We start from the raw sequence: 19,042 nt of genomic DNA, 5'->3' as shown, positions 1-19,042 counted from the left end.
ATACCCTACAGTCAAGCACTAATATGAGGTCGCGCTATGATGATTGGCGAACTGGCAAAACGATCCGGCCTCTCAAAGGATGGCTTGCGTCATTATGAGGCCCTTGGCCTCATCCACTCTAGCCCCGTTGCTGCTGGAAGCCGAACCTACCGCATTTATGACGATACAACGCTGGAACGGCTCTCTCTCATCTCCCTCGCTAAGCGATTGGGTTTTAAGCTGAGGGAACTCACCGAGTCATTGGACCGGCTGTTTTCCGATACGGTCTCGCGCGAGGAGCGTGCCCAGATCATTTCTGAAAAAGTGTCGGAGGTGGACCTCAAGATTGAGGAATTAAAAGTTGCGCGCGATCTGCTCGCCGCGTTCGCTGTCACGCCAGATAAAGAATTCGCAGACGCCGTATTGAAAGATATGGGGTTGTGGCTGCAGTGAACATTGCGGCGTGAGCAATCTGTTTTGGTCACAAAATATGCATCTTCGAAAATTTTACTTAGCGGATATTGACGTAGTCGCAGCATAAGTCTTCTTTGTCCCGCTTAGCAGACGCTACAGCCAGATAAATGCCACCTATCGCTTCATTCCAGCGCGCTGACCTGCATCACGAAATCCTCTCCGCGTTTCTCAAAGCTGTCGTATTGATCAAACGATGCGGCGGCAGGGGCCAGCAACACGGTTTCACCCGATTGCGCATCTGCCGCGGCCTTGGCGACGGCCGTGGCCATGTCGCCACAAACCTCCACGTCCAGTCCCTTCAGCTTCATGGCAAAGACGCCCGCCTCGCGCCCGATGACGTAGGCTTTGACGACCGTTGGCGCGGGCAGCAATGCATCAAGCCCGCCTTCTTTTTCCAAGCCACCACAAATCCAGCGGACTTTGTCGAACGCCGCGAGCGCTTTGGCCGCTGAATCCACGTTCGTCGCCTTACTGTCATTCACGAAACGCACGCCGTTCTTTTCAGCGATCAGCTGGCTGCGGTGCGGCAGTCCTTTGAAGCTGTGCAGCGCTTGTTCAATGACGCGCGGGCCGATGCCCAGCGCACGACAAGCCGCATAGGCCGCGCATGCGTTTTGATGATTGTGCGCGCCGGGCAGCCCGGCAATCTGGCGCAGATCAATCGATCCCACCTGCCGACCTTTGCGTGTTTCGCTGAGGAACCCTTTGCGCGCAAAGACGTTCCATCCCGCCCCGCTGAGCTTTTGGCCAGACGACACCCGAATGACCCTGTCATCACCAGGCCCGCCAGACATTTGATTGGCGATGTACTGCCCTTCAAATTCGTCCACACCGATGACGGCCCGATCTGGTCCGCCTTCAGCAAACAGGCGGCGTTTGGCGGCGAAATATCCGCCGTGGCCTGCATGGCGATCCAGATGATCCGGCGACAGGTTTGTGAACACGGCCACATCCGGCGTCAATGCGCGGGCAAGGTCAGTTTGGTAACTGCTGAGTTCCAGCACCACGACTTCTCCGTCGTGGGCTTCTTCGATGTCCAGCACGCCGCGGCCGATGTTGCCTGCCAATTGTGTGGGGCGGCCCGCCTCCTCAAGGATATGATGGATCAACGCAGAAGTCGTGGACTTACCGTTTGACCCTGTCACGGCAATCACTTTGGGCATGGTTGAGAAATTATCCCATTCCTGCGTCGCAAAGGATTGAAAAAAAAGCCCGATGTCATTGTCCACAGGGCAGCCTTCGGCCATTGCGCGGGCAATTGCGGGGTGGGGTTCGGGGTAAAGATGCGCGATGCCGGGCGATGTGATCAGTGATGCCACATCTGTAAACGCGCCCTGCTTTGTCAGATCCCGCAGTGTTGCGCCGATGTCATTGGCCTTTTCGTCGGCGTTGGGTGAATCGTCCCATACCAGCACATCCGCACCACCAGCCTGCAGCGCAGTAACCGTCGCCAGACCGGACCGACCAAGGCCAAGCACGGCAACCGTTTTGCCCTCAAAACCCTTTACTGGAATCATAACGCTCGCCCCTTTGAATTGATGTGCAGAGTGGCGCGCAGCGCACTGCGGCGCAAGTCAGGACACCGCAATCAAACGGATCATCGAACTTTTTACCTCTGGTGATGGGAAACGCTATAAACACCGCGCATTAGCCTCAAATAGGACACAGTTTATCGCCACATCCCACACTGTTGAATTTGAATACAGCAGGTAGCACAGACTATGGCCCAGACGTACAGCTTCGCCCTTCCGATGATCGCAACAGTATTGTTGTCTGCTTGTTCTACGGGCGGCGTTCCGCCGATTGAAACATCCCGCGTGGATAGCGGTGCATTGTATTTTTACAATGACCCTGTGAACGAAGGGCCCGTCATTGACCAGGTCGCAGCCCTGAACGACGCATCCAAACAATTGGTGCAAACGTCGACGGTGAATGGCGCCATGATTGGTGCCGCGTTGGGGTGTGGCCTGACGGTGCTGTCGGCCAGCAATGCACGCAATTGTCTGACGGGTGCGGTTGTTGGTGGTGCGGGCGGTGCTGTGATCGGCAATCGCGTGGGTCAACGAAATGTTGAACGCCGTGTTGAACTCGTGTCCCCCAATGCCGTCGTGCGCGACCTTGAATTGGCCACCAATCAGTTCGACAACATCCAGACCGACCTGCCGCAATTTATCGCCCGCCAAGAGGCCGAGCTGAACACCCTGACAATGCAACTTGTCCGCGGTGAGATTGATCAATCCGAACATGACATATCTGTTTTGCGCATTGCGGGCGAACGTGCCGACCTTGCCGAGGCTTTGACGCTAAGTGCGCGGGATGCACGCCAAGCCTCGCGTAACCTCAAGGCGGCGGCATCGCGTGGTCAAACCGGTCTGGACTGGCACATCGGTGCTGCTGCGCGGCTGGCCGAAGACGTAGAGTCCACGCGTTCGACCTTTAGCATGTTGTAGTTGACTGGCGCGCCGGGTCAGCGGACCTTGAGCGTCGCCAAACCGATCACCGCAAGAATAAGGGAGATGATCCAAAACCGGATCACGATCTGAGGTTCTGCCCAGCCCTTTTTCTCATAGTGGTGATGAATCGGCGCCATCAGGAAAACACGCTTTCCGGTGCGTTTGAAATATAGCACTTGGATAATCACTGACAACGCCTCAACCACGAACAAGCCACCGACGATTGCCAGTACAATCTCGTGTTTCGTAGCAACGGCAATCGCACCGAGAGCACCGCCCAAAGCCAGCGATCCGGTGTCGCCCATGAACACGGCGGCCGGCGGCGCGTTGTACCACAAAAAGCCGAGACCACCGCCAATAACGCCCGCGGCAAAGATCGCCAGTTCCCCTGTACCGGGCACGTAATGCAGGCCAAGTTCGGTCGTAAAATCCGTGCGGCCGACAAAATATGCGATAATGGCAAAAGCACCTGCGGCAATCATCACGGGCATAATTGCAAGACCGTCCAAGCCATCCGTCATGTTCACGGCATTCGCAGCCCCCACGATCACGATCATCGCGAACGGAATGAACAGCACGCCGAGGTTGATCAGAACGTCCTTGAAAACTGGCAAAGCCAGTTTGTTAGACAGCTCAACAGGGTGATATTGCGCAGCCCAGTACGCCGCAACGCCCGCAATGGCAAAGCCGAGCAACAGGCGCAGCTTACCCGACACACCGGCTGTCGTCTGCTTGGACACCTTGGCATAATCGTCGGCAAAGCCGATCAGCGCAAAGGACATCGTCACGAACAAGACCATCCAGATAAACGGGTTATCAAGACGCGCCCACAGCAAGGTTGAGGTCAGCAAAGCACCGACAATCAACAAACCACCCATGGTTGGCGTACCCGCCTTGGCAAGGTGGCTTTCAGGGCCGTCATCGCGGATCGGCTGGCCTTTGCCTTGGCGTTTACGCAGCACGCGGATCAACGATGGACCAAAGACAAACCCGAAAATGAGCGCCGTCAGGAACGCGCCGCCTGCGCGGAATGTGATGTAGCGAAACAGGTTGAAGACATCGCCGCCGTCAGACAAAGCCGTGAGCCAATACAACATATGCGATAACCTTTTGTCAGAAACACCATATCATGCCACCCTCCATGGAGCGTCTAGACGGTATCGGGATGCCCCAGTTTGCGGATGGCGTCAACGACAAGGCTGACTTTTGATCCCTTGGACCCTTTTACCAAAACCACGTCGCCGGCATCCACCAGCGCCGCTGGCCCAACGGCCAATTCAGCAGCCGTTTGCGCCCAGATACCCCGTTGGTCTTCGGGCAGCGCGTCATAAAGATGGCGCATGCGCGGGCCCGCACAATGGATCAAATGCAGTGATGCAATGGACGGGTCTTTGGCGATATCGGCATGCATTGCCGTCTCATCAGGGCCGAGTTCCAGCATATCCCCAAGGATGGCGATCCGCCGTCCCTTCACCACCCGCCCAACATTGTCACGCGGCGAATAAGACGCCAGAACCTCCAACGCCGCAGTCAAAGACGTGGGGTTGGCGTTGAACGCATCATCAAGCAGCACAAGGCTTTCGCCTTCGTTTGCGGGGTCCGTTGTGATCAGTTCATGGGTTCCGCGTCCCGCAGGCGGGGCCCAGTGCCCAAGGTCAATCGCGGCCTGCACAGGATCTGCCCCAAGTGCGTCACAGGCGGCCAAAATACCAAGCCCGTTCATCGCGAAATGACGCCCGGCAGTTGACAGTTTGAACAACAGCGGACCTGCCGGAGTTTCGGCCTGAACCAAGGTCTGGCCTTCGCTCAACGCGACGTGGTTCAAACGCCACGTGCGTGACATCTGACCAAACAAGACCTGCTTGGCCTCTCGTTTGGAGGCATAATTCTGCAACACGGCGCTGGTTTCGGTGTCTGCGTTCAGCACCGCAACACCGCCAGATGTCAGACCATCAACAATCGACGCCTTTTCGCGCGCGATACCGCTGATGTCATCAAATGCCTCAAGGTGGGCAGCGGCGACTGTGGTGATCATCGCGACGTGGGGTTTGGCCATGCGGGACAGCGGCGCAATTTCACCTGGGTTGGACATTCCAATTTCGATCACGGCAAAGTCCGTGTCGGCCGGCATCCGCGCGAGGGTCAGGGGCACGCCCCAATGGTTGTTGTAACTGGCTTCGGCGGCGTGTGTTTTTCTCTGACGGCCCAAAACCGTGCGCGCCATTTCTTTTGCCGACGTTTTTCCGACAGACCCTGTGATCGCGAGGACCCGTGCTTTGGTTCGGGCACGTGCCGCCTGCCCCAGCGCCTCAAGCGCGGCCAAGACATCCGGTACAATCAGCAATGGCGCGTCCTGCGCTACGCCGTCTGGGCAATGCGTCACCAAGGCCGCCGCAGCGCCCTTTTCCAGCGCCATTGCAACAAAATCATGCCCGTCACGGTCTGCCTTCAGGGCGACAAACAAATCCCCAGCTTGAATGGTGCGCGTGTCGATGGACACCCCTGTTGCGGCCCATTTTGCTGTCGTTTCGCCGCCCGTTGCTGCTGTAGCGTCTTTGCTGGTCCAAAGGCTCATCTCAAAGGTCTCCGTCCAAGGCACCAACAGCAACGCTGGCTTGTTCAACATCATCAAAGGGCAACACGTCATCTCCAACGATCTGGCCGGATTCGTGCCCTTTGCCCGCGATCAACAAGGCATCACCGGGGCCGAGCGCATCGACACCGCGCAGGATAGCCTCTGCACGATCACCGACTTCAATCGCGTCGGGGCAGCCCGCCATGACGGCGGCGCGGATTGTTGCGGGGTCTTCGGACCTTGGATTATCGTCGGTTACAAACACTACGTCGGCGTTTTCCGCCGCCGCCTGCCCCATAAGCGGACGTTTGGTGGCATCACGATCCCCGCCCGCGCCAACAATCGCGATCAGTTTACCCATCACATGCGGGCGCATCGCCCTAAGCGCTGTGGCCACCGCATCCGGCGTGTGGGCATAATCGACAAACACGGATCCACCATTTCTGCGGGTCGCCGCGTGCTGCATACGACCCCGCACAGTTGTCAAATAGGGCAATGTGTCAAACGCTTCTTCGGGATCACCGCCCGACGCAATCACCAGGCCTGCGGCCAGCAACACATTATCCGCCTGAAAACCACCAATCAGATTAAGCCGCGCTTTGTGGCTGCCGCGTTGCCAGTCAAACAGGATTTCTTGCCCCGTGCTATCAAACCGCTGCCCTGTCAGACGCAGGCGCGCGTCGTCAGATCGCCCAACCGTAATCACCTCAAGGCCGCGACTTTCGGCGATCGTCACGACCTCTGGCCCTTTGGGATCATCGATATTGATCACCGCCACACCATCATCGGGCAAAAGCCGCGTGAACAGGCCCATCTTGGCGTCAAAATAGGCCTCAAACGTATGGTGATAATCGAGGTGGTCTTGCGTGAAATTGCTAAAACCCGCCGCAGACAAGACGACGCCATCAAGACGGCGCTGATCCAGCCCATGGCTCGATGCCTCCATCGCGACATGTGTCACGCCTTCGGCTTTGGCTTGCGCCAAAGTGCGGTGCAGCGTGATGGGTTCGGGCGTTGTGTGTTTCAGCGGATAGGTCCAGACGCCTTCAACGCCCGTGGTGCCAAGGTTGACGGCCGCCAATTCCATCTCAATCCAGATCTGGCGTGCGAAGGTGGACACAGATGTTTTGCCGTTGGTTCCGGTCACTGCGATCACAGTACTTGGATGCGCGCCAAACCAAAGCGACGCAGTTTGTGCCAAGGCCCCGCGCGGGTCGTCGTTGATGATCAACGCGGCGTCACTATCAGCCAGTTCTTTGGCGGCAATTTCCGCGCCTTTGGCGTCCGTCAGGATCGCAGATGCGCCCATGCGCAAAGCATATTGAATGAACTCACCGCCATGAACCGACGATCCGGGCAGTGCGAAAAACAACGTGCCATCTTTGACGTCGCGGCTATCAACCGTCAGGCCCGTGACAATCGCCTCACGCCCGCCTTGTGCGCGCAGCCCGAGGGCCGAGAGGGAGGATGATTTCTGGTCTGATTGGCTGCTCATGTCCGACCCCTTTAATTCAAGGCTTCGCCTCAATTTGAGGTTAGTGTTACACCCGTTGGCGTGAGGGTTTCAACGTCCGGTCGCATACCAAGCAACGGCGCGACACGCCGGATCATTTCTGCGGCAACAGGAACGGCTGTCCAACCGGCCGTGCGGCGCTGCTCGCCAAGGGCTTCAACCGATGGTTCATCCAAGGTTACGATCAACACATAACGCGGATCATTGGCCGGAAATACAGACGCGAACGTCGCGATGGTGCGGTCGTCATAATAGCCACCCGTGGGGCGTGGTTTGTCGGCAGTGCCTGTTTTGCCACCAACTGCGTAGCCTTCGACATCACCGAACGATGCTGTGCCGCGATCAACGACAGCGCGCAGCATATCGCGCGCCGTCGCGGACACAGTTTCAGATACCACGCGGTCACCGTGTTGCGGGCCGGTCTGGCGTTCAAGTGTCGGTTCAACGCGATATCCCCCGTTCAAAAGACTGGAATACGCCGCTGCCAGATGAACCGGCGAAGACGACAATCCATGCCCGTAAGATATTGTCATCGTTGAAATTTCCGACCAATTGGACGGCAAAAGCGGGTCACCTGTCGGGGCTTCGACCATTTCAACGGGCGTGTGTTCCAAAAACCCGAGCGAGCCGAGGAATTCACGCTGGCGCGCCGCCCCAATCATCAGCGCAATGCGCGCCGTTCCGATGTTAGAGGACTTCACGATGACGTCTGTCGCGCTGAGTGTCGCGCCATAATCATGAAAATCGCGGATACGGAAACGACCCCATTGCAGCGGCCCCTGAGTATCAACCATGGTATTGGCGTTGATCAAACCAAGTTCGATCCCCTGCGCCACAGTAAAAATCTTGAACACCGACCCGAGTTCGTAAACGCCCTGCACCGCGCGGTTGAACAGCGGGCTGTCGGATTGATCGCCTTCGGTCAGCACGCGAGGCCGATCGTTGGGGTCAAAATCGGGCAGCGAAACCATGCTTATGATCTCGCCTGTGTGCACATCCATCAAAACGGATGACGCACCTTTGGCCGACATCAACATCATACCGCCTTGCAAAACCCGTTCAGATGCGGCCTGCACGGTCAGGTCGATAGACAGTTCCAGCGGTGCGCCTTCGTTCGCAGGATCGCGCAGGAAATCGTCAAAGAATTTTTCAACGCCGGCAACGCCGATCACTTCGGCAGAATTCACGCCTTCGCGGCCATAGGTGGCCCCGCCAAGAATATGTGCGGCGACGGACCCGTTGGGATAAAGGCGCATTTCGCGGGGGCCAAACAACAGGCCGGGATCGCCAATGTCATGGACGGCTTGCATCTGTTCTGGCGAAATTTCACGGCGAATCCAAAGGAAGCGGCGCGAACCGGTGAAATCCTCAAGCAGTTCGTCTTCTTCCAGTTCCGGAAAAATCGCGGCCAATTCGCGGGCTGATTTTGCCGGATCAACCATGTCTGGAATCTGCGCATAAAGGCTGTGAGTATCAAGGTTCGTTGCCAGAACACGGCCGTTTCGATCAACAATATCAGCGCGTTGCCCGATGATGGGCGAACCTGATGCTTGCGCTGTCGGTTCTTCGGGCACGGATCCTGCCAGTGATCCCATGCGCAACCCCACAACCATGAAGGCTGCAAAAAACGCGATGCCCATGACCAGCAGACGCCCTTCGGCACGCAGGCGCGCGCGGTCACGATCATCCTCGTGACGCAGGCGGATATTTTCAGCTTCAATCGCGTCGGGGTTCTGCCCCTGTTCACGGGCTTTCAGAATACGGGCAAGAGGGCGAAGCGGGGTGCGGATCATTGGCTTGCCTCCGGTGCGTTGTCAGACGAAACCTCAACCGAGTTCGAAATGTCGAAAACGATCTGCGACGGATACGCGACCTGCTCAATGCGCCCGAAAGCATCGGGCATCAGCGGTAGCAAACCCAAACGATCAAAATTCAGTTCAGCCAGATCGCGCAGGCGGTCCGGACGGTTCAAATAGGCCCACTCAGCCTCAAGCACATTCAGGCGTTCATGGGCCGCGCCAATCTGGCGGTGCAAATCGCGGACCTCTTTCAAAGATGCCTGCGTCGTGTAGTTTTCATTGTAGGCCCAATAGGCAAGCCCCATGACCATCAAACCGGACATTATGTAAAGAATTGAACGCATTAACGGTGGTCTCTCAATTGTGGCATACCAAGCTTTGAGCGATCAACAGCGCCGGCGGGGGCATCCGTACGTTGTGCCACGCGCAATTTCGCGGACCGCGAACGGGGGTTCATCGCAAGCTCTTCTTCGTCAGGGCCGACGGCCTTTTTCGTCATGATCTTGAACGCGGGCTGTTCCGTGTCCAGCACAGGGGAATAGCGGTTGGCATTGCCCATCCCGCCGCCACGTTGCTGCAAAAACCGCTTTACCATGCGGTCTTCGACGGAATGAAACGTCACAACGGCCAGGAACCCGCCGGGTTTCAACGCACGTTCCGCGGCCTCTAGCCCCTCGGCAAGCTGTCCATATTCATCGTTCACCGCAATCCGGATCGCCTGAAACGACCGTGTCGCGGGATGGCTTTGCCCCGGCTTGGAGCGCGGCAAACACCCCTCGATTATCTTGGCAAGGCGGAGAGTTGTGGTGATTGGATCACGCTCACGTTCGGCGACGATTTTACGGGCGATGCGACGCGACGCACGTTCTTCCCCATACGTAAATAAAATGTCAGCAAGATCGGTTTCGTTTGCTTCATTGACAATGTCAGCTGCACTTTGCCCCTCCTGTCCCATCCGCATATCCAGCGGACCGTCCCTCATAAAACTAAATCCACGCTCAGCCTGATCGAGCTGCATGGACGACACACCGAGATCAAGAACGATCCCGTCTAAATCATACGCAACCGCGTCAAGGTTGGAAAATGTATTTTCTACAAGCTCAATTGCGGGATTTTCTGCCGCCCATTGTGCCATTTTGAATACCGAAGGATCACGATCGACGCCGATGACCTTGTCCGCGCCAGCATCCAGTAGGCGCGATGTGTAACCGCCGGCACCAAACGTGCCATCCAGCCACGTGCCCTGAACAGGTGAGCAGGCCGCAATCAGCGGCCCGATCAGCACGGGAACATGAGGGGGAGGTGCGGCAGCAATCTCCATCTTAATCGCTGCCTGGTGGGTAAATCAGGGACAACGGATCAAAATCACCGTCAAATTCTTCTTCCATCGCGGCGGCCTCTGCGGCCTCCACTTCGGCGTAGGTCTCTGCGTTCCAAATCTCGAAAAAATCGCCCATCGCTGCCATTGTGGCCTCACCTGTCAGGCCAATCTGTTGGCGCAGGCGCTGGGGCAATACGATACGCCCGTCTTTGTCGACCTCGGTGTCCCATGACTTACCGAGGATCATGCGCGACGCGCGCTTTCGCGCATCAGATCCGCGCGGCAGGGCTTTGATGCCCTCTTCGATCTCTTCCATGGCCTCAATCGTATAGGCATGGAGACAATTCTTGAGGTGGGGACCGTGCAAAACGACCATACGCGGAAGCGGATTCTCAGGACACCGCGGATCACCATCGCCAAGCACAACGCGAAAATCAGCAGGGATCGACATGCGTCCCTTACCGTCAACCTTCTGGTTGAATTCGCCTCTGAAACTCAGACCCACTGTCCCGTAGCCCCTTTTAATCGTCCCCCGAAAAATCTTTGGTTTTTAACGAAAAGAGGCGGATTAGTCTGCTGCCACTGACCAATCCGCCATCTCCGTCCCGTTTCCGGGTTAGTCCAGCTGCGCGCGCCACCTGGGGGGATGTCTGCTCGCTCGCGCGCCGGATCTCTTCGTTCAAGAATTGGGGTGCCTGTATGAAACCTGACCTAAGTTTTCTTAGTGTCGGTGGGGTCGTTTGGTGCCCCGTATTGTCTGCCCGTCTTCTTGCTGATGTTTATGCATGGGAAATCATGGTCCGCCAAGTACTTTTTGGGAATTCATGGCACAAGATGGTGTTTTCCGACACCTTCGAACACTAGGGCTTGTGTCGAAAATAGCAGATATGGGGAATTTTGGCGATTTTACGCCGATTTTACTACAAGATGTAGATAGCAGGAAAATTCAAAGAAAGTTCCAGATTTTCCCACCGGCAGCCACCAATCACGGAAGGAACCAAAGGAAATTGCGGCTAACAGCGCGAAAACCAACCGAATCAAACCGCGATTTGAGGCAAAAGATTCGAAAAATCCGCTATCGTGCCATAATTTCCCGGAACGCGTGGGTTACAGCGTCTTCCACATCACATGGGCATCAACAAAGCCCTGCTGAGGATGATTGAATGCTGCGGGCAAGGTGCCTTCAATCTTGAAACCCAGCTTTTGCCACAAGGCAACGGCACCGACATTGGACACCAGCACAAGATTGAATTGCATCGCACGATACCCAAGATGTGCCGCATGTTCCAAAGAATCGGTGCACATTGCACGTGCGATGCCCCTGCCCCGCGCCGCAATACTGGTCACGTAACCGCAATTGCACACATGCGCGGCCCCGCCAGAATAATTCGTCTTTATATAATAGGTCCCAAGGACCTCATCCGCGTCACCGACATAGATAAACGTGTCCACCGGCGCATCCATCCAGACAGCTTTGGCGGCCTGTTCTGAAATGTCACGATCAACGGCGTAGGTTTCCCCTGCCCGAAACACCGGTTCAAGAATCGTCCAGATCGCAGGCCAGTCACCTTGTGTCGCCAAGCGAAGTGTCACGCCATGCCGCCATCAATCATACGTTTGGCCAGCGTGGCATAGCTTTGCGCCATCGGGCTTTCGCCAGCCGCGATTGGCGTGCCCGCATCCCCGGCAAGTCGCGTGTCCAGATCAAGGGGGAGAGAGCCAAGGAACGGCGCTCCGATGTCTTTTGCCTCCGCCTCAACGCCGCCGTGACCGAACAGGTGGGCTTCATGCCCGCATTCAGGACAAATATAGGTAGACATGTTTTCGATCAGGCCCAGCACAGGCGTTTTCAGCGTGTTGAACATATCAAGCGCCTTGCGCGCATCGATCAAGGCCACATCCTGCGGGGTCGATACAACAATTGCGCCCGTTAGGTGGGTTTTTTGGCACAGCGTCAGTTGCACATCGCCCGTCCCCGGCGGCAGATCGACAAGCAGCACATCAAGTTCGCCCCATTCGACCTGCGTCAGCATCTGTTGCAGCGCCCCCATCAACATGGGGCCACGCCAGACAACCGCTTTGTTGGGATCAACCATCAGGCCGATAGACATCATCGTCACGCCGTGGGCTTGAAGGGGAATAATGGTTTTACCGTCAGGGCTTCCGGGGCGTTTGTTCACGCCCATCATGCGCGGCTGGCTTGGCCCGTAAATATCGGCATCCAATAGGCCCACACGGCGGCCCTGCTTGGCCAAGGCAACGGCCAGGTTGCTGGACACGGTGGATTTCCCCACACCGCCCTTACCCGACCCAATCGCGATAATGCGCGCCACGCCCGGCACACCTTCGGGGCCTGCTTGCGGTGTCGGGTGGCGGCCAATGGTCAGGTTCGGTGGCGTCTTATCAGCCGGGGGTTGTGGCTGTTTGGAGGGTCCGCCCGCCGTAGGGGCGGTCAAAACGACCGAGGCCGAAGAAACACCGTCCATCTTGCTCACGATCATTTCAGCAGCTTGTCGGATTGGTTCCATCCGGCTGGCCGTCGCCGCATCAGGGGCTTCGATGACAAAACGCACGCTGTCGCCTTGCACTTGCAATGCGCGGATCATGTCGCGCGACACCAAATCACCACCATCGGGCAATCCAATCGTGCCAAGTGCGGCTAAAATCGTCTCATTCGTGATTGCCATGTCTGTGTCCTCTGATTTCTGCCCGTTCATAAACCGCCTAAAGATAAGACAACAGCACTGATCTTTTGGGCGAATACGAATGTAACCCCGCGTCAAACGTAGTTGTGGCGCTAACTTAAGCATTTTCAAGACATTAACCATGCACATTCTGCATAGCAGCATTGATCATCTCGGGGATTGTGCAGCCGCAGCATATGACTAAATCTATTCACGAAGACGCAATACGGCGTCGCAACCCAAGACCCCAGAATGGGTCGCAACTAAGAAAAGGCCAAAGACATGGCACATACATCTGATTTCCGCTCCGTCGGTTTTTCCATCGTACCGCGCATCGCTGAATACCGCGCTGCATTCGCCAAAGGCATTGAGCAGTACAAAACGTACCGCCGCACATTGGCTGAACTGGAAGGCCTGACATCACGCGAACTGGCCGACATCGGCTTGAACCCACACGCCCTCAAGGACATCGCATACGAGTCCGCCTACGGCGCATAAAAGTTTACGACATCGGGTCGTCCTCTCCTCCTCCCTGGATAGACCCGTGATAGCGTCAGCCCTCTCCTCCTCCCTGGGTGTGGCGCTGTGATCAAGACGCGGCGGTGTCTCTCCTCCTCCCTGACACCGCCGCACTTGATCCCAACCAACGACCGAGCCGCTTTTTCCTCCCAAAAAGCGCTCATATACGGGCCGCTTGTCTCCTCCCCGAGCAATGGTCCGTACAAATGACCCCGAAACTGTCCTCCCACAGTTTCGGGGTTTTTGTTTGCCCCTTGTACTTCTGGCCTGCTGGCGTTCTCATGCGGGTATGGCTTTACTTGCAACCAATCGATCTTATCGCTTTTTGTTTTCGGCCAGCGCGATTTCCAATTTGGGCGATGGCATTTCAGCGCTGGCATTTCCGTGGCTCGCGACATTGATCACCCGCGATCCGTTTCTGATTGCACTGGTCGCTTTTGCCGGAAGGCTTCCATGGTTCTTGTTTTCAATACCCGCCGGGGTCATCACGGATCGCTATGATCGGCGCACGCTGATGGTACGCGCCGACATGTTCAGACTGATTTTGACCTTCGGGGTGATTGGTCTGATTTTGCAGGCACCGACCCTGCCGCTCGCGGGGGAGGCCCTGCACTATATTCTGGCGCTAAGCGGGATTGCCCTGTTGCTGGGCACCGCCGAAGTGCTGCGCGACAACGCGGCGCAAACGGTGCTGCCATCAATCGTGTCAAAGTCTGATCTGGAAACAGCCAATGGCCAGATGTGGAGCATTGAGCAAATCATGGGGTCTTTCGTCGGTCCGCCGCTTGCGGGGGTGTTGATCGCATGGGCCGTACCTGCGCCGTTTGTCGTCGATGCCGTTTCTTTCGGATTGGCCGCGTGGTTGGTCTGGATGATCGCCTTGCCCAAACGTGCTGCCCCCACGCGCCGCCATATCATGGTTGAAGTCCGCGAAGGCTGGGCATGGATGCGCGCCCATCCCGTTGTGTTGCGCCTTGCCGTGATGCTGGGGCTGATCAATGCGCTGTTTACGATGACGTTGACGGTGTTGATCCTGTTCAGTCAGGACATTTTAGGGCTAAGCGCCGTCCAACATGGTGTCCTGCTCACGGCGGGTGCCGCGGGCGGCGTTGCTGGTGGCATGATCGGGCCGAGGGTTGTCGCACGGCTTGGCCAACAGCGGTGTATTCACATCGCGCAGGCCTTGATGATTGCCCCGTTTGTGATGATCGCAATGACGTCCAATCCATACGTCGTGGCCGCCGCGTTGTTTTTGGAAATGGTGTCGGGGATGCTCTGGAATGTGATCACCGTGTCCTACCGCCAACGCCTGATCCCCGATGATCTGCTTGGGCGGGTCAATTCGATCTACCGTTTCTTCGGCTGGGGCATGATGCCCGTCGGGGCCTTGGCCGCAGGTATTTTGGTGGCGTGGTTCGAACCGGGCGTCGGGCGCGAAGCGGCGTTGCGCCTACCGTTTATCATCGGCACGGTCGGCACCGCCATCCTGTTCGTCTACGGTTTGGCCAAACTTCGCCTTTAGGCGCGCAGGTCTTTCGGGCTGCCCATCACCATATAGCTGGTGATGGATCGCACATGCGGCACCGTACCCAGACGGTCGGTATGAAACAGCTTGTAACTGGCCAAATCCGCAGTTTCGACCCGCAGCAGATATTCGAATGCGCCAGCAATATTGTGGCACTCTGTCACCTCGTCGATATGGTTCATCGCGGCCTCGAACCCTTCTTGCGCGGCTTTGGAATGTTCCGAAAGCCCAACGGCCACGTAAACGACATACCCCTGCCCCGTCAGCGCAGGGTCAAGGCGGGCGCGGTAGCCTTTGATGACCCCGCGCCGTTCCATGTCTTGCACACGGCGCAGGCAGGCGGAGGGGGACAGCCCAACCTTGTCGGCCAACGCAAGGTTGCTGATGCGTCCGTCACTGCGTAATTCACGCAATATCCGCGCGTTGATTGGGTCAGTATCTATCATAGATTGTGCAAATATATGATATTGAACACATTTGGCAATTTCATTGCGCCCATTTTCGCATATTTTTGCGTTTATGAATTATGATCTACTTTGGCCCTTGGTGGTCTTTGCCTTCGTCAGCTCCGCAACGCCGGGCCCAAACAACATGATGCTGCTGGCATCCGGTGCCAATTTTGGTTTGCTGCGCACCGTGCCGCATATGTTCGGGATCGGCATCGGCTTTGGTTTGATGATCGTGTTGGTCGGCATGGGTTTGATGCAGATCTTTGACGCCTTTCCCATCACTGATTTGATCCTGAAGGTCGTGTCGGTGATTTATTTGATCTGGCTGGCCTGGAAGATCGCAACGGCAGCGCCCAAGCTGGCAGACGCACCGGATACGGGCGGCACCCCCATGACATTCTTGCAGGCCGCTGCGTTCCAGTGGGTCAACCCGAAAGCCTGGTCCATGGGCATCTACGCAATCACCAATTTCGCCAAGGACGACGACGGCGCGCGCGGCCTGTTTGCTGTTTGCGTGGTTGCCTTGGCCTTCGTGTTGGTGAACTTCCCAAGCGTGACAATCTGGGCCGTGTTGGGCCAACAAATGCGCCGCTTTTTAACGTCCCCCATGCGTCTGCGGGCTTTTAACATCACGATGGCCGTCCTGCTGGTGGCAACATTGATCCCCGTTCTGTTTCCAGACTTGTTCACCTCTGCGACATGATGCGCGATTGAAGGCACGCACAGCGAGGCGCACGGTGAGTTCATGTTTGATACCATCCAGAACACGTGGCTTTTTGCGGCAGGTAGCGCCGCAGCACTCACGGCGCTGATCCACACATTCGTCGGCGGGCCCGAAGTCGCGGGCCCACTACTGCGGGCAAAAGACATCCCCAACACGCCCAAATACGTCAATTATTACTGCTGGCATCTTGTGACGATCACGTTGTTTGCCATGGCAATCGGGCTGATCTGGGCTTCCGTCGATCAGACGCAAACAGGCCTTGCCTGGATGTGGACGATCATCGCGGTTCTGTTCATGGCGTGGTCAATCGCTCTCGTTGTTTGGAAACGGCAAAACCCGTTTTTCATGCCACAATGGGCATTTTTCGCGGTGGTGTCAGGGTTGGCCGTCGCGGGATTGCTGGGCTAGCGAAAACGCAGTTTAGAACGGCACATCATTGGCCTGCGCGGCCCCCACAATGAACTTTGCCACGACCTTCTTTTCGCCAGCTTTGTCGAATTCGATCACCAGCTTGTCGCCCTCAATCTCCATCACTTCGCCGTAGCCGAATTTCTGGTGAAAAACGCGATCCCCGACCGTGAAAGACGACGATGCCGTCATGTCGATCGTGATGTTGCGCGCCTCGGACGGTTGGGACACAGGGCGTTGCTGACTGCGGCTTTGCAGACGGCGCCACCCGGGCGAGTTGTAAACATCGGCACTTGCCACGCGATCATGCAAATCAGACGCCATCCCATCGCTGGCCGGATTGGCCTGCGCCGCCATACCCGCTGCACCAAAATTGCCACCGTACAGGCCGGGGGGCGTCAACACCTCAACATGTTCTTCGGGTAATTCATCAATAAAACGGCTGGGCATCTGGTTTTGCCACCGCCCGAACACCTGCCTGTTGGTCACGAACGAAATCAGGCAATGCCGTTCGGCACGCGTAATCCCGACATAGGCAAGGCGGCGTTCTTCCTCGAGGCCCTTAAGCCCGCTTTCATCCATACTGCGCTGGGACGGAAAAATCCCGTCTTCCCAGCCGGGCAAAAAAACCGCCGGAAATTCAAGGCCCTTGGCCCCGTGCAGCGTCATGATCGTAACCATATCGCCAATCTCGTCCTTGGCATTGTCCATGATCAGACTGACATGTTCGAGGAACCCTTGCAGGTTCTCAAAATTCTCGAGCGCGTTGACGAGTTCCTTGAGGTTCTCAAGCCGGCCCGGTGCTTCTGGCGTTTTGGTGTTCTGCCAATGGCCTGTATAACCGCTCTCATCGAGGATCATTTCGGCCAGTTCGATATGCGTATCCGACTCATCGCGCAGCTGTTGGTTCCAGCGATCCAACCCCTGCACCAACTCACGCAGGGCAGTCGCGCCTTTACCCTTGATTAACCCTGTTTCAACACACATCCGCGCGCCTTCAACAAGGTTCACACCATTTGCGCGTGCTGTTGTCTGGATCGTCTGCACCGCTTTGTCACCAAGTCCGCGTTTTGGCGTATTGACGATACGCTCGAACGCCAGATCATCATCTTGGGACACGGCAAGGCGGAAATAAGCCATCGCATCGCGAATTTCGAGCCGCTCATAAAACCGCGGCCCGCCAATAACGCGATACGGCAGTCCGATGGTCAAAAACCGGTCTTCGAACGCGCGCATTTGATGGGACGCACGCACCAGAATCGCCATATCATTGAGCGGGATCGCATCGAGCCCGCGTGTGCCCCGCTGCATCGCCTCGATTTCTTCGCCGATCCAGCGGGCCTCATCGTTGCCATCCCAATGGCCGATCAGTCGGACCTGTTCGCCATCTTCGCCTTCCGTAAACAATGTCTTACCAAGGCGGTTCTTGTTGGCGTCAATCACGCCAGCCGCCACCCCGAGGATATGGCCCGTTGATCGGTAATTCTGTTCAAGCCGCACCACATGCGCGCCCGGAAAATCCTTTTCAAACCGCAAGATGTTGCCAACTTCGGCCCCGCGCCAGCCATAGATCGACTGGTCATCATCGCCCACACAACAGATGTTCTTGTGCCCTTGGGCCAACAGCCGCAGCCACAGATATTGCGCGACGTTCGTGTCCTGATATTCGTCCACCAGAATGTATTTGAACCAGCGTTGATAGTTGGCCAGCACATCTTCGTGGGTCTGGAAAATCGTCACCATATGCAGCAATAAATCACCAAAATCACAGGCATTCAGCTCGATCAGACGGCGCTGATAGGCCGCATAAAGATCAACGCCCTTGCCATCAAACGCACTGCTTTCGGCCACGGGCACCTGCGCAGGTGTCCACGCCTTGTTCTTCCAGCCATCAATTATTCCAGCCAACATGCGCGGCGGCCAGCGTTTTTCGTCAATCTCGGCGGCGCGCACCAGTTGCTTCAACAATCGCAGCTGATCATCCGTATCCAGAATAGTGAAACTCGACTTCAACCCGACCAATTCCGCGTGACGGCGCAACTGCTTCACACAGATCGCGTGGAACGTGCCAAGCCAGCGCATCCCCTCGGACAAACCATTGGTGAGCGCGCCAATCCGCGTCTTCATTTCGCGGGCGGCCTTATTGGTAAACGTCACCGCCAGAATTTCATCCGGGCGCGCACGCTGCGTTGCCAACAAATGCGCAATACGGCAGGTCAGCGCCTTGGTCTTGCCCGTCCCCGCCCCTGCCAGCATAAGAACCGGCCCATCAAGGCGTCCAACCGCCTCGCGTTGTGCCGGGTTCAGCCCCTCAAGATAGTCCACGACTGGCGCTGCCATGGCCCGTTGGGACAAGGATTGGCGCGGTGCGCTTGCGGCCTCAAAGGCATCTTCATCTGAATAACTGCTCATGGGCGATAACCTAGCGCCAGTTTGCCGTTAAGAAAACCCCATGTTCCCCATCCGTTCGCATCACCCCTGTCTTTGCTTCATAAATATTCTGGGGGAAAGTCGAGCCTGCTCGACATGGGGGCAAAGCCCCCTTCTTTCTTGCGGTTTTCGCAGAAAACCGCGCCCCGCCCGCCGCAGGCGCGAATGTGCAGGCGTCAATTACCCAGT

18 protein-coding genes are annotated in these 19,042 nt (G+C 56.9%); 6 read left to right on the top strand and 12 right to left on the bottom strand.

All coding sequences use genetic code 11. The features are described 5' to 3' along the window. The first annotated feature begins 36 nt into the window (after positions 1–36). Positions 37–432 carry a MerR family transcriptional regulator gene (locus L0664_RS03915; protein ID WP_235224314.1) on the top strand — a complete coding sequence of 132 codons (396 nt, stop codon included), beginning with the start codon at positions 37–39 and terminating at the stop codon, positions 430–432. A 143-nt stretch (positions 433–575) separates the two neighbouring features. Here L0664_RS03915 and murD read toward each other — a convergent pair whose 3' ends face one another. Then, a complete protein-coding gene (gene murD, locus L0664_RS03910; protein ID WP_235224313.1) occupies positions 576–1,970 on the bottom strand; it encodes a UDP-N-acetylmuramoyl-L-alanine--D-glutamate ligase in 1,395 nt (464 codons plus the stop codon). Between the two features lie 234 nt (positions 1,971–2,204). Between murD and L0664_RS03905 the strand changes: the two genes are divergently transcribed. Continuing rightward, positions 2,205–2,903, top strand: coding sequence for a hypothetical protein (locus L0664_RS03905; RefSeq protein ID WP_235224312.1), 699 nt, complete (start codon positions 2,205–2,207; stop codon positions 2,901–2,903). Between the two features lie 17 nt (positions 2,904–2,920). Here L0664_RS03905 and mraY read toward each other — a convergent pair whose 3' ends face one another. The 9 genes from mraY to L0664_RS03860 form a co-directional block, all read right to left on the bottom strand. Further along, complete coding sequence (mraY, locus tag L0664_RS03900; RefSeq protein WP_235224311.1) at positions 2,921–4,003, bottom strand: phospho-N-acetylmuramoyl-pentapeptide-transferase; 1,083 nt, start codon at positions 4,001–4,003, stop codon at positions 2,921–2,923. A gap of 53 nt (positions 4,004–4,056) precedes the next feature. Continuing rightward, a complete protein-coding gene (locus L0664_RS03895; protein WP_235224310.1) occupies positions 4,057–5,481 on the bottom strand; it encodes a UDP-N-acetylmuramoyl-tripeptide--D-alanyl-D-alanine ligase in 1,425 nt (474 codons plus the stop codon). Between the two features lies 1 nt (position 5,482). Beyond that, entirely contained in the window at positions 5,483–6,976 is a 1,494-nt protein-coding gene (locus tag L0664_RS03890) for a UDP-N-acetylmuramoyl-L-alanyl-D-glutamate--2,6-diaminopimelate ligase (protein WP_235224309.1), read from the bottom strand. A gap of 29 nt (positions 6,977–7,005) precedes the next feature. Then, entirely contained in the window at positions 7,006–8,787 is a 1,782-nt protein-coding gene (locus L0664_RS03885) for a peptidoglycan D,D-transpeptidase FtsI family protein (protein WP_235224308.1), read from the bottom strand. Further along, a complete protein-coding gene (gene ftsL / locus L0664_RS03880; protein WP_235224307.1) occupies positions 8,784–9,137 on the bottom strand; it encodes a cell division protein FtsL in 354 nt (117 codons plus the stop codon). The genes L0664_RS03885 and ftsL overlap by 4 nt, the downstream gene beginning before the upstream one ends. After that, complete coding sequence (gene rsmH, locus L0664_RS03875) at positions 9,137–10,114, bottom strand: 16S rRNA (cytosine(1402)-N(4))-methyltransferase RsmH (protein WP_235224306.1); 978 nt, start codon at positions 10,112–10,114, stop codon at positions 9,137–9,139. Before rsmH ends, ftsL begins: the two co-directional genes overlap by 1 nt. Before the next feature lies 1 nt (position 10,115). Further along, complete coding sequence (locus tag L0664_RS03870; protein ID WP_235224305.1) at positions 10,116–10,565, bottom strand: division/cell wall cluster transcriptional repressor MraZ; 450 nt, start codon at positions 10,563–10,565, stop codon at positions 10,116–10,118. 656 nt (positions 10,566–11,221) lie between these two features. Beyond that, positions 11,222–11,707, bottom strand: coding sequence for a GNAT family N-acetyltransferase (locus L0664_RS03865; RefSeq protein ID WP_235224304.1), 486 nt, complete (start codon positions 11,705–11,707; stop codon positions 11,222–11,224). After that, complete coding sequence (locus L0664_RS03860; protein ID WP_235224303.1) at positions 11,704–12,801, bottom strand: Mrp/NBP35 family ATP-binding protein; 1,098 nt, start codon at positions 12,799–12,801, stop codon at positions 11,704–11,706. The genes L0664_RS03865 and L0664_RS03860 overlap by 4 nt, the downstream gene beginning before the upstream one ends. A gap of 279 nt (positions 12,802–13,080) precedes the next feature. On the opposite strand from L0664_RS03860, the gene L0664_RS03855 reads away from it, so the two are divergent. Together L0664_RS03855 and L0664_RS03850 are read left to right on the top strand one after the other, a co-directional pair. Next, positions 13,081–13,296 (top strand): DUF1127 domain-containing protein, encoded by a 216-nt coding sequence (locus L0664_RS03855; RefSeq protein ID WP_235224302.1) that lies wholly within the window; start codon positions 13,081–13,083, stop codon positions 13,294–13,296. A gap of 310 nt (positions 13,297–13,606) precedes the next feature. Continuing rightward, a complete protein-coding gene (locus L0664_RS03850; protein WP_235224301.1) occupies positions 13,607–14,839 on the top strand; it encodes an MFS transporter in 1,233 nt (410 codons plus the stop codon). Here the strand turns inward: L0664_RS03850 and L0664_RS03845 are convergent. Beyond that, positions 14,836–15,288: an Lrp/AsnC family transcriptional regulator gene (locus L0664_RS03845; protein WP_235224300.1), complete on the bottom strand. Its 453-nt coding sequence runs from the start codon at positions 15,286–15,288 to the stop codon at positions 14,836–14,838. The genes L0664_RS03850 and L0664_RS03845 overlap by 4 nt on opposite strands. Positions 15,289–15,361: 73 nt before the next feature. Here L0664_RS03845 and L0664_RS03840 point away from each other — a divergent pair, with 73 nt between their 5' ends. Further along, positions 15,362–15,994, top strand: coding sequence for a LysE family translocator (locus tag L0664_RS03840; RefSeq protein WP_235224299.1), 633 nt, complete (start codon positions 15,362–15,364; stop codon positions 15,992–15,994). 42 nt (positions 15,995–16,036) lie between these two features. Further along, positions 16,037–16,423 (top strand): hypothetical protein, encoded by a 387-nt coding sequence (locus L0664_RS03835; RefSeq protein WP_235224298.1) that lies wholly within the window; start codon positions 16,037–16,039, stop codon positions 16,421–16,423. A gap of 12 nt (positions 16,424–16,435) precedes the next feature. Here the strand turns inward: L0664_RS03835 and L0664_RS03830 are convergent, their stop codons facing one another. Further along, on the bottom strand, positions 16,436–18,835 hold the full coding sequence (locus L0664_RS03830) for an ATP-dependent helicase (RefSeq protein WP_235224297.1): 2,400 nt from the start codon (positions 18,833–18,835) through the stop codon (positions 16,436–16,438). Positions 18,836–19,042: the final 207 nt, after the last annotated feature.

This window comes from Octadecabacter dasysiphoniae (assembly GCF_021532615.1).
In the GTDB taxonomy this organism is placed as follows: Bacteria; Pseudomonadota; Alphaproteobacteria; order Rhodobacterales; family Rhodobacteraceae; genus Octadecabacter; species Octadecabacter dasysiphoniae.
Note: the sequence above shows the minus strand (reverse complement) of the source record. Positions and strands in the feature narration are given on the sequence as shown.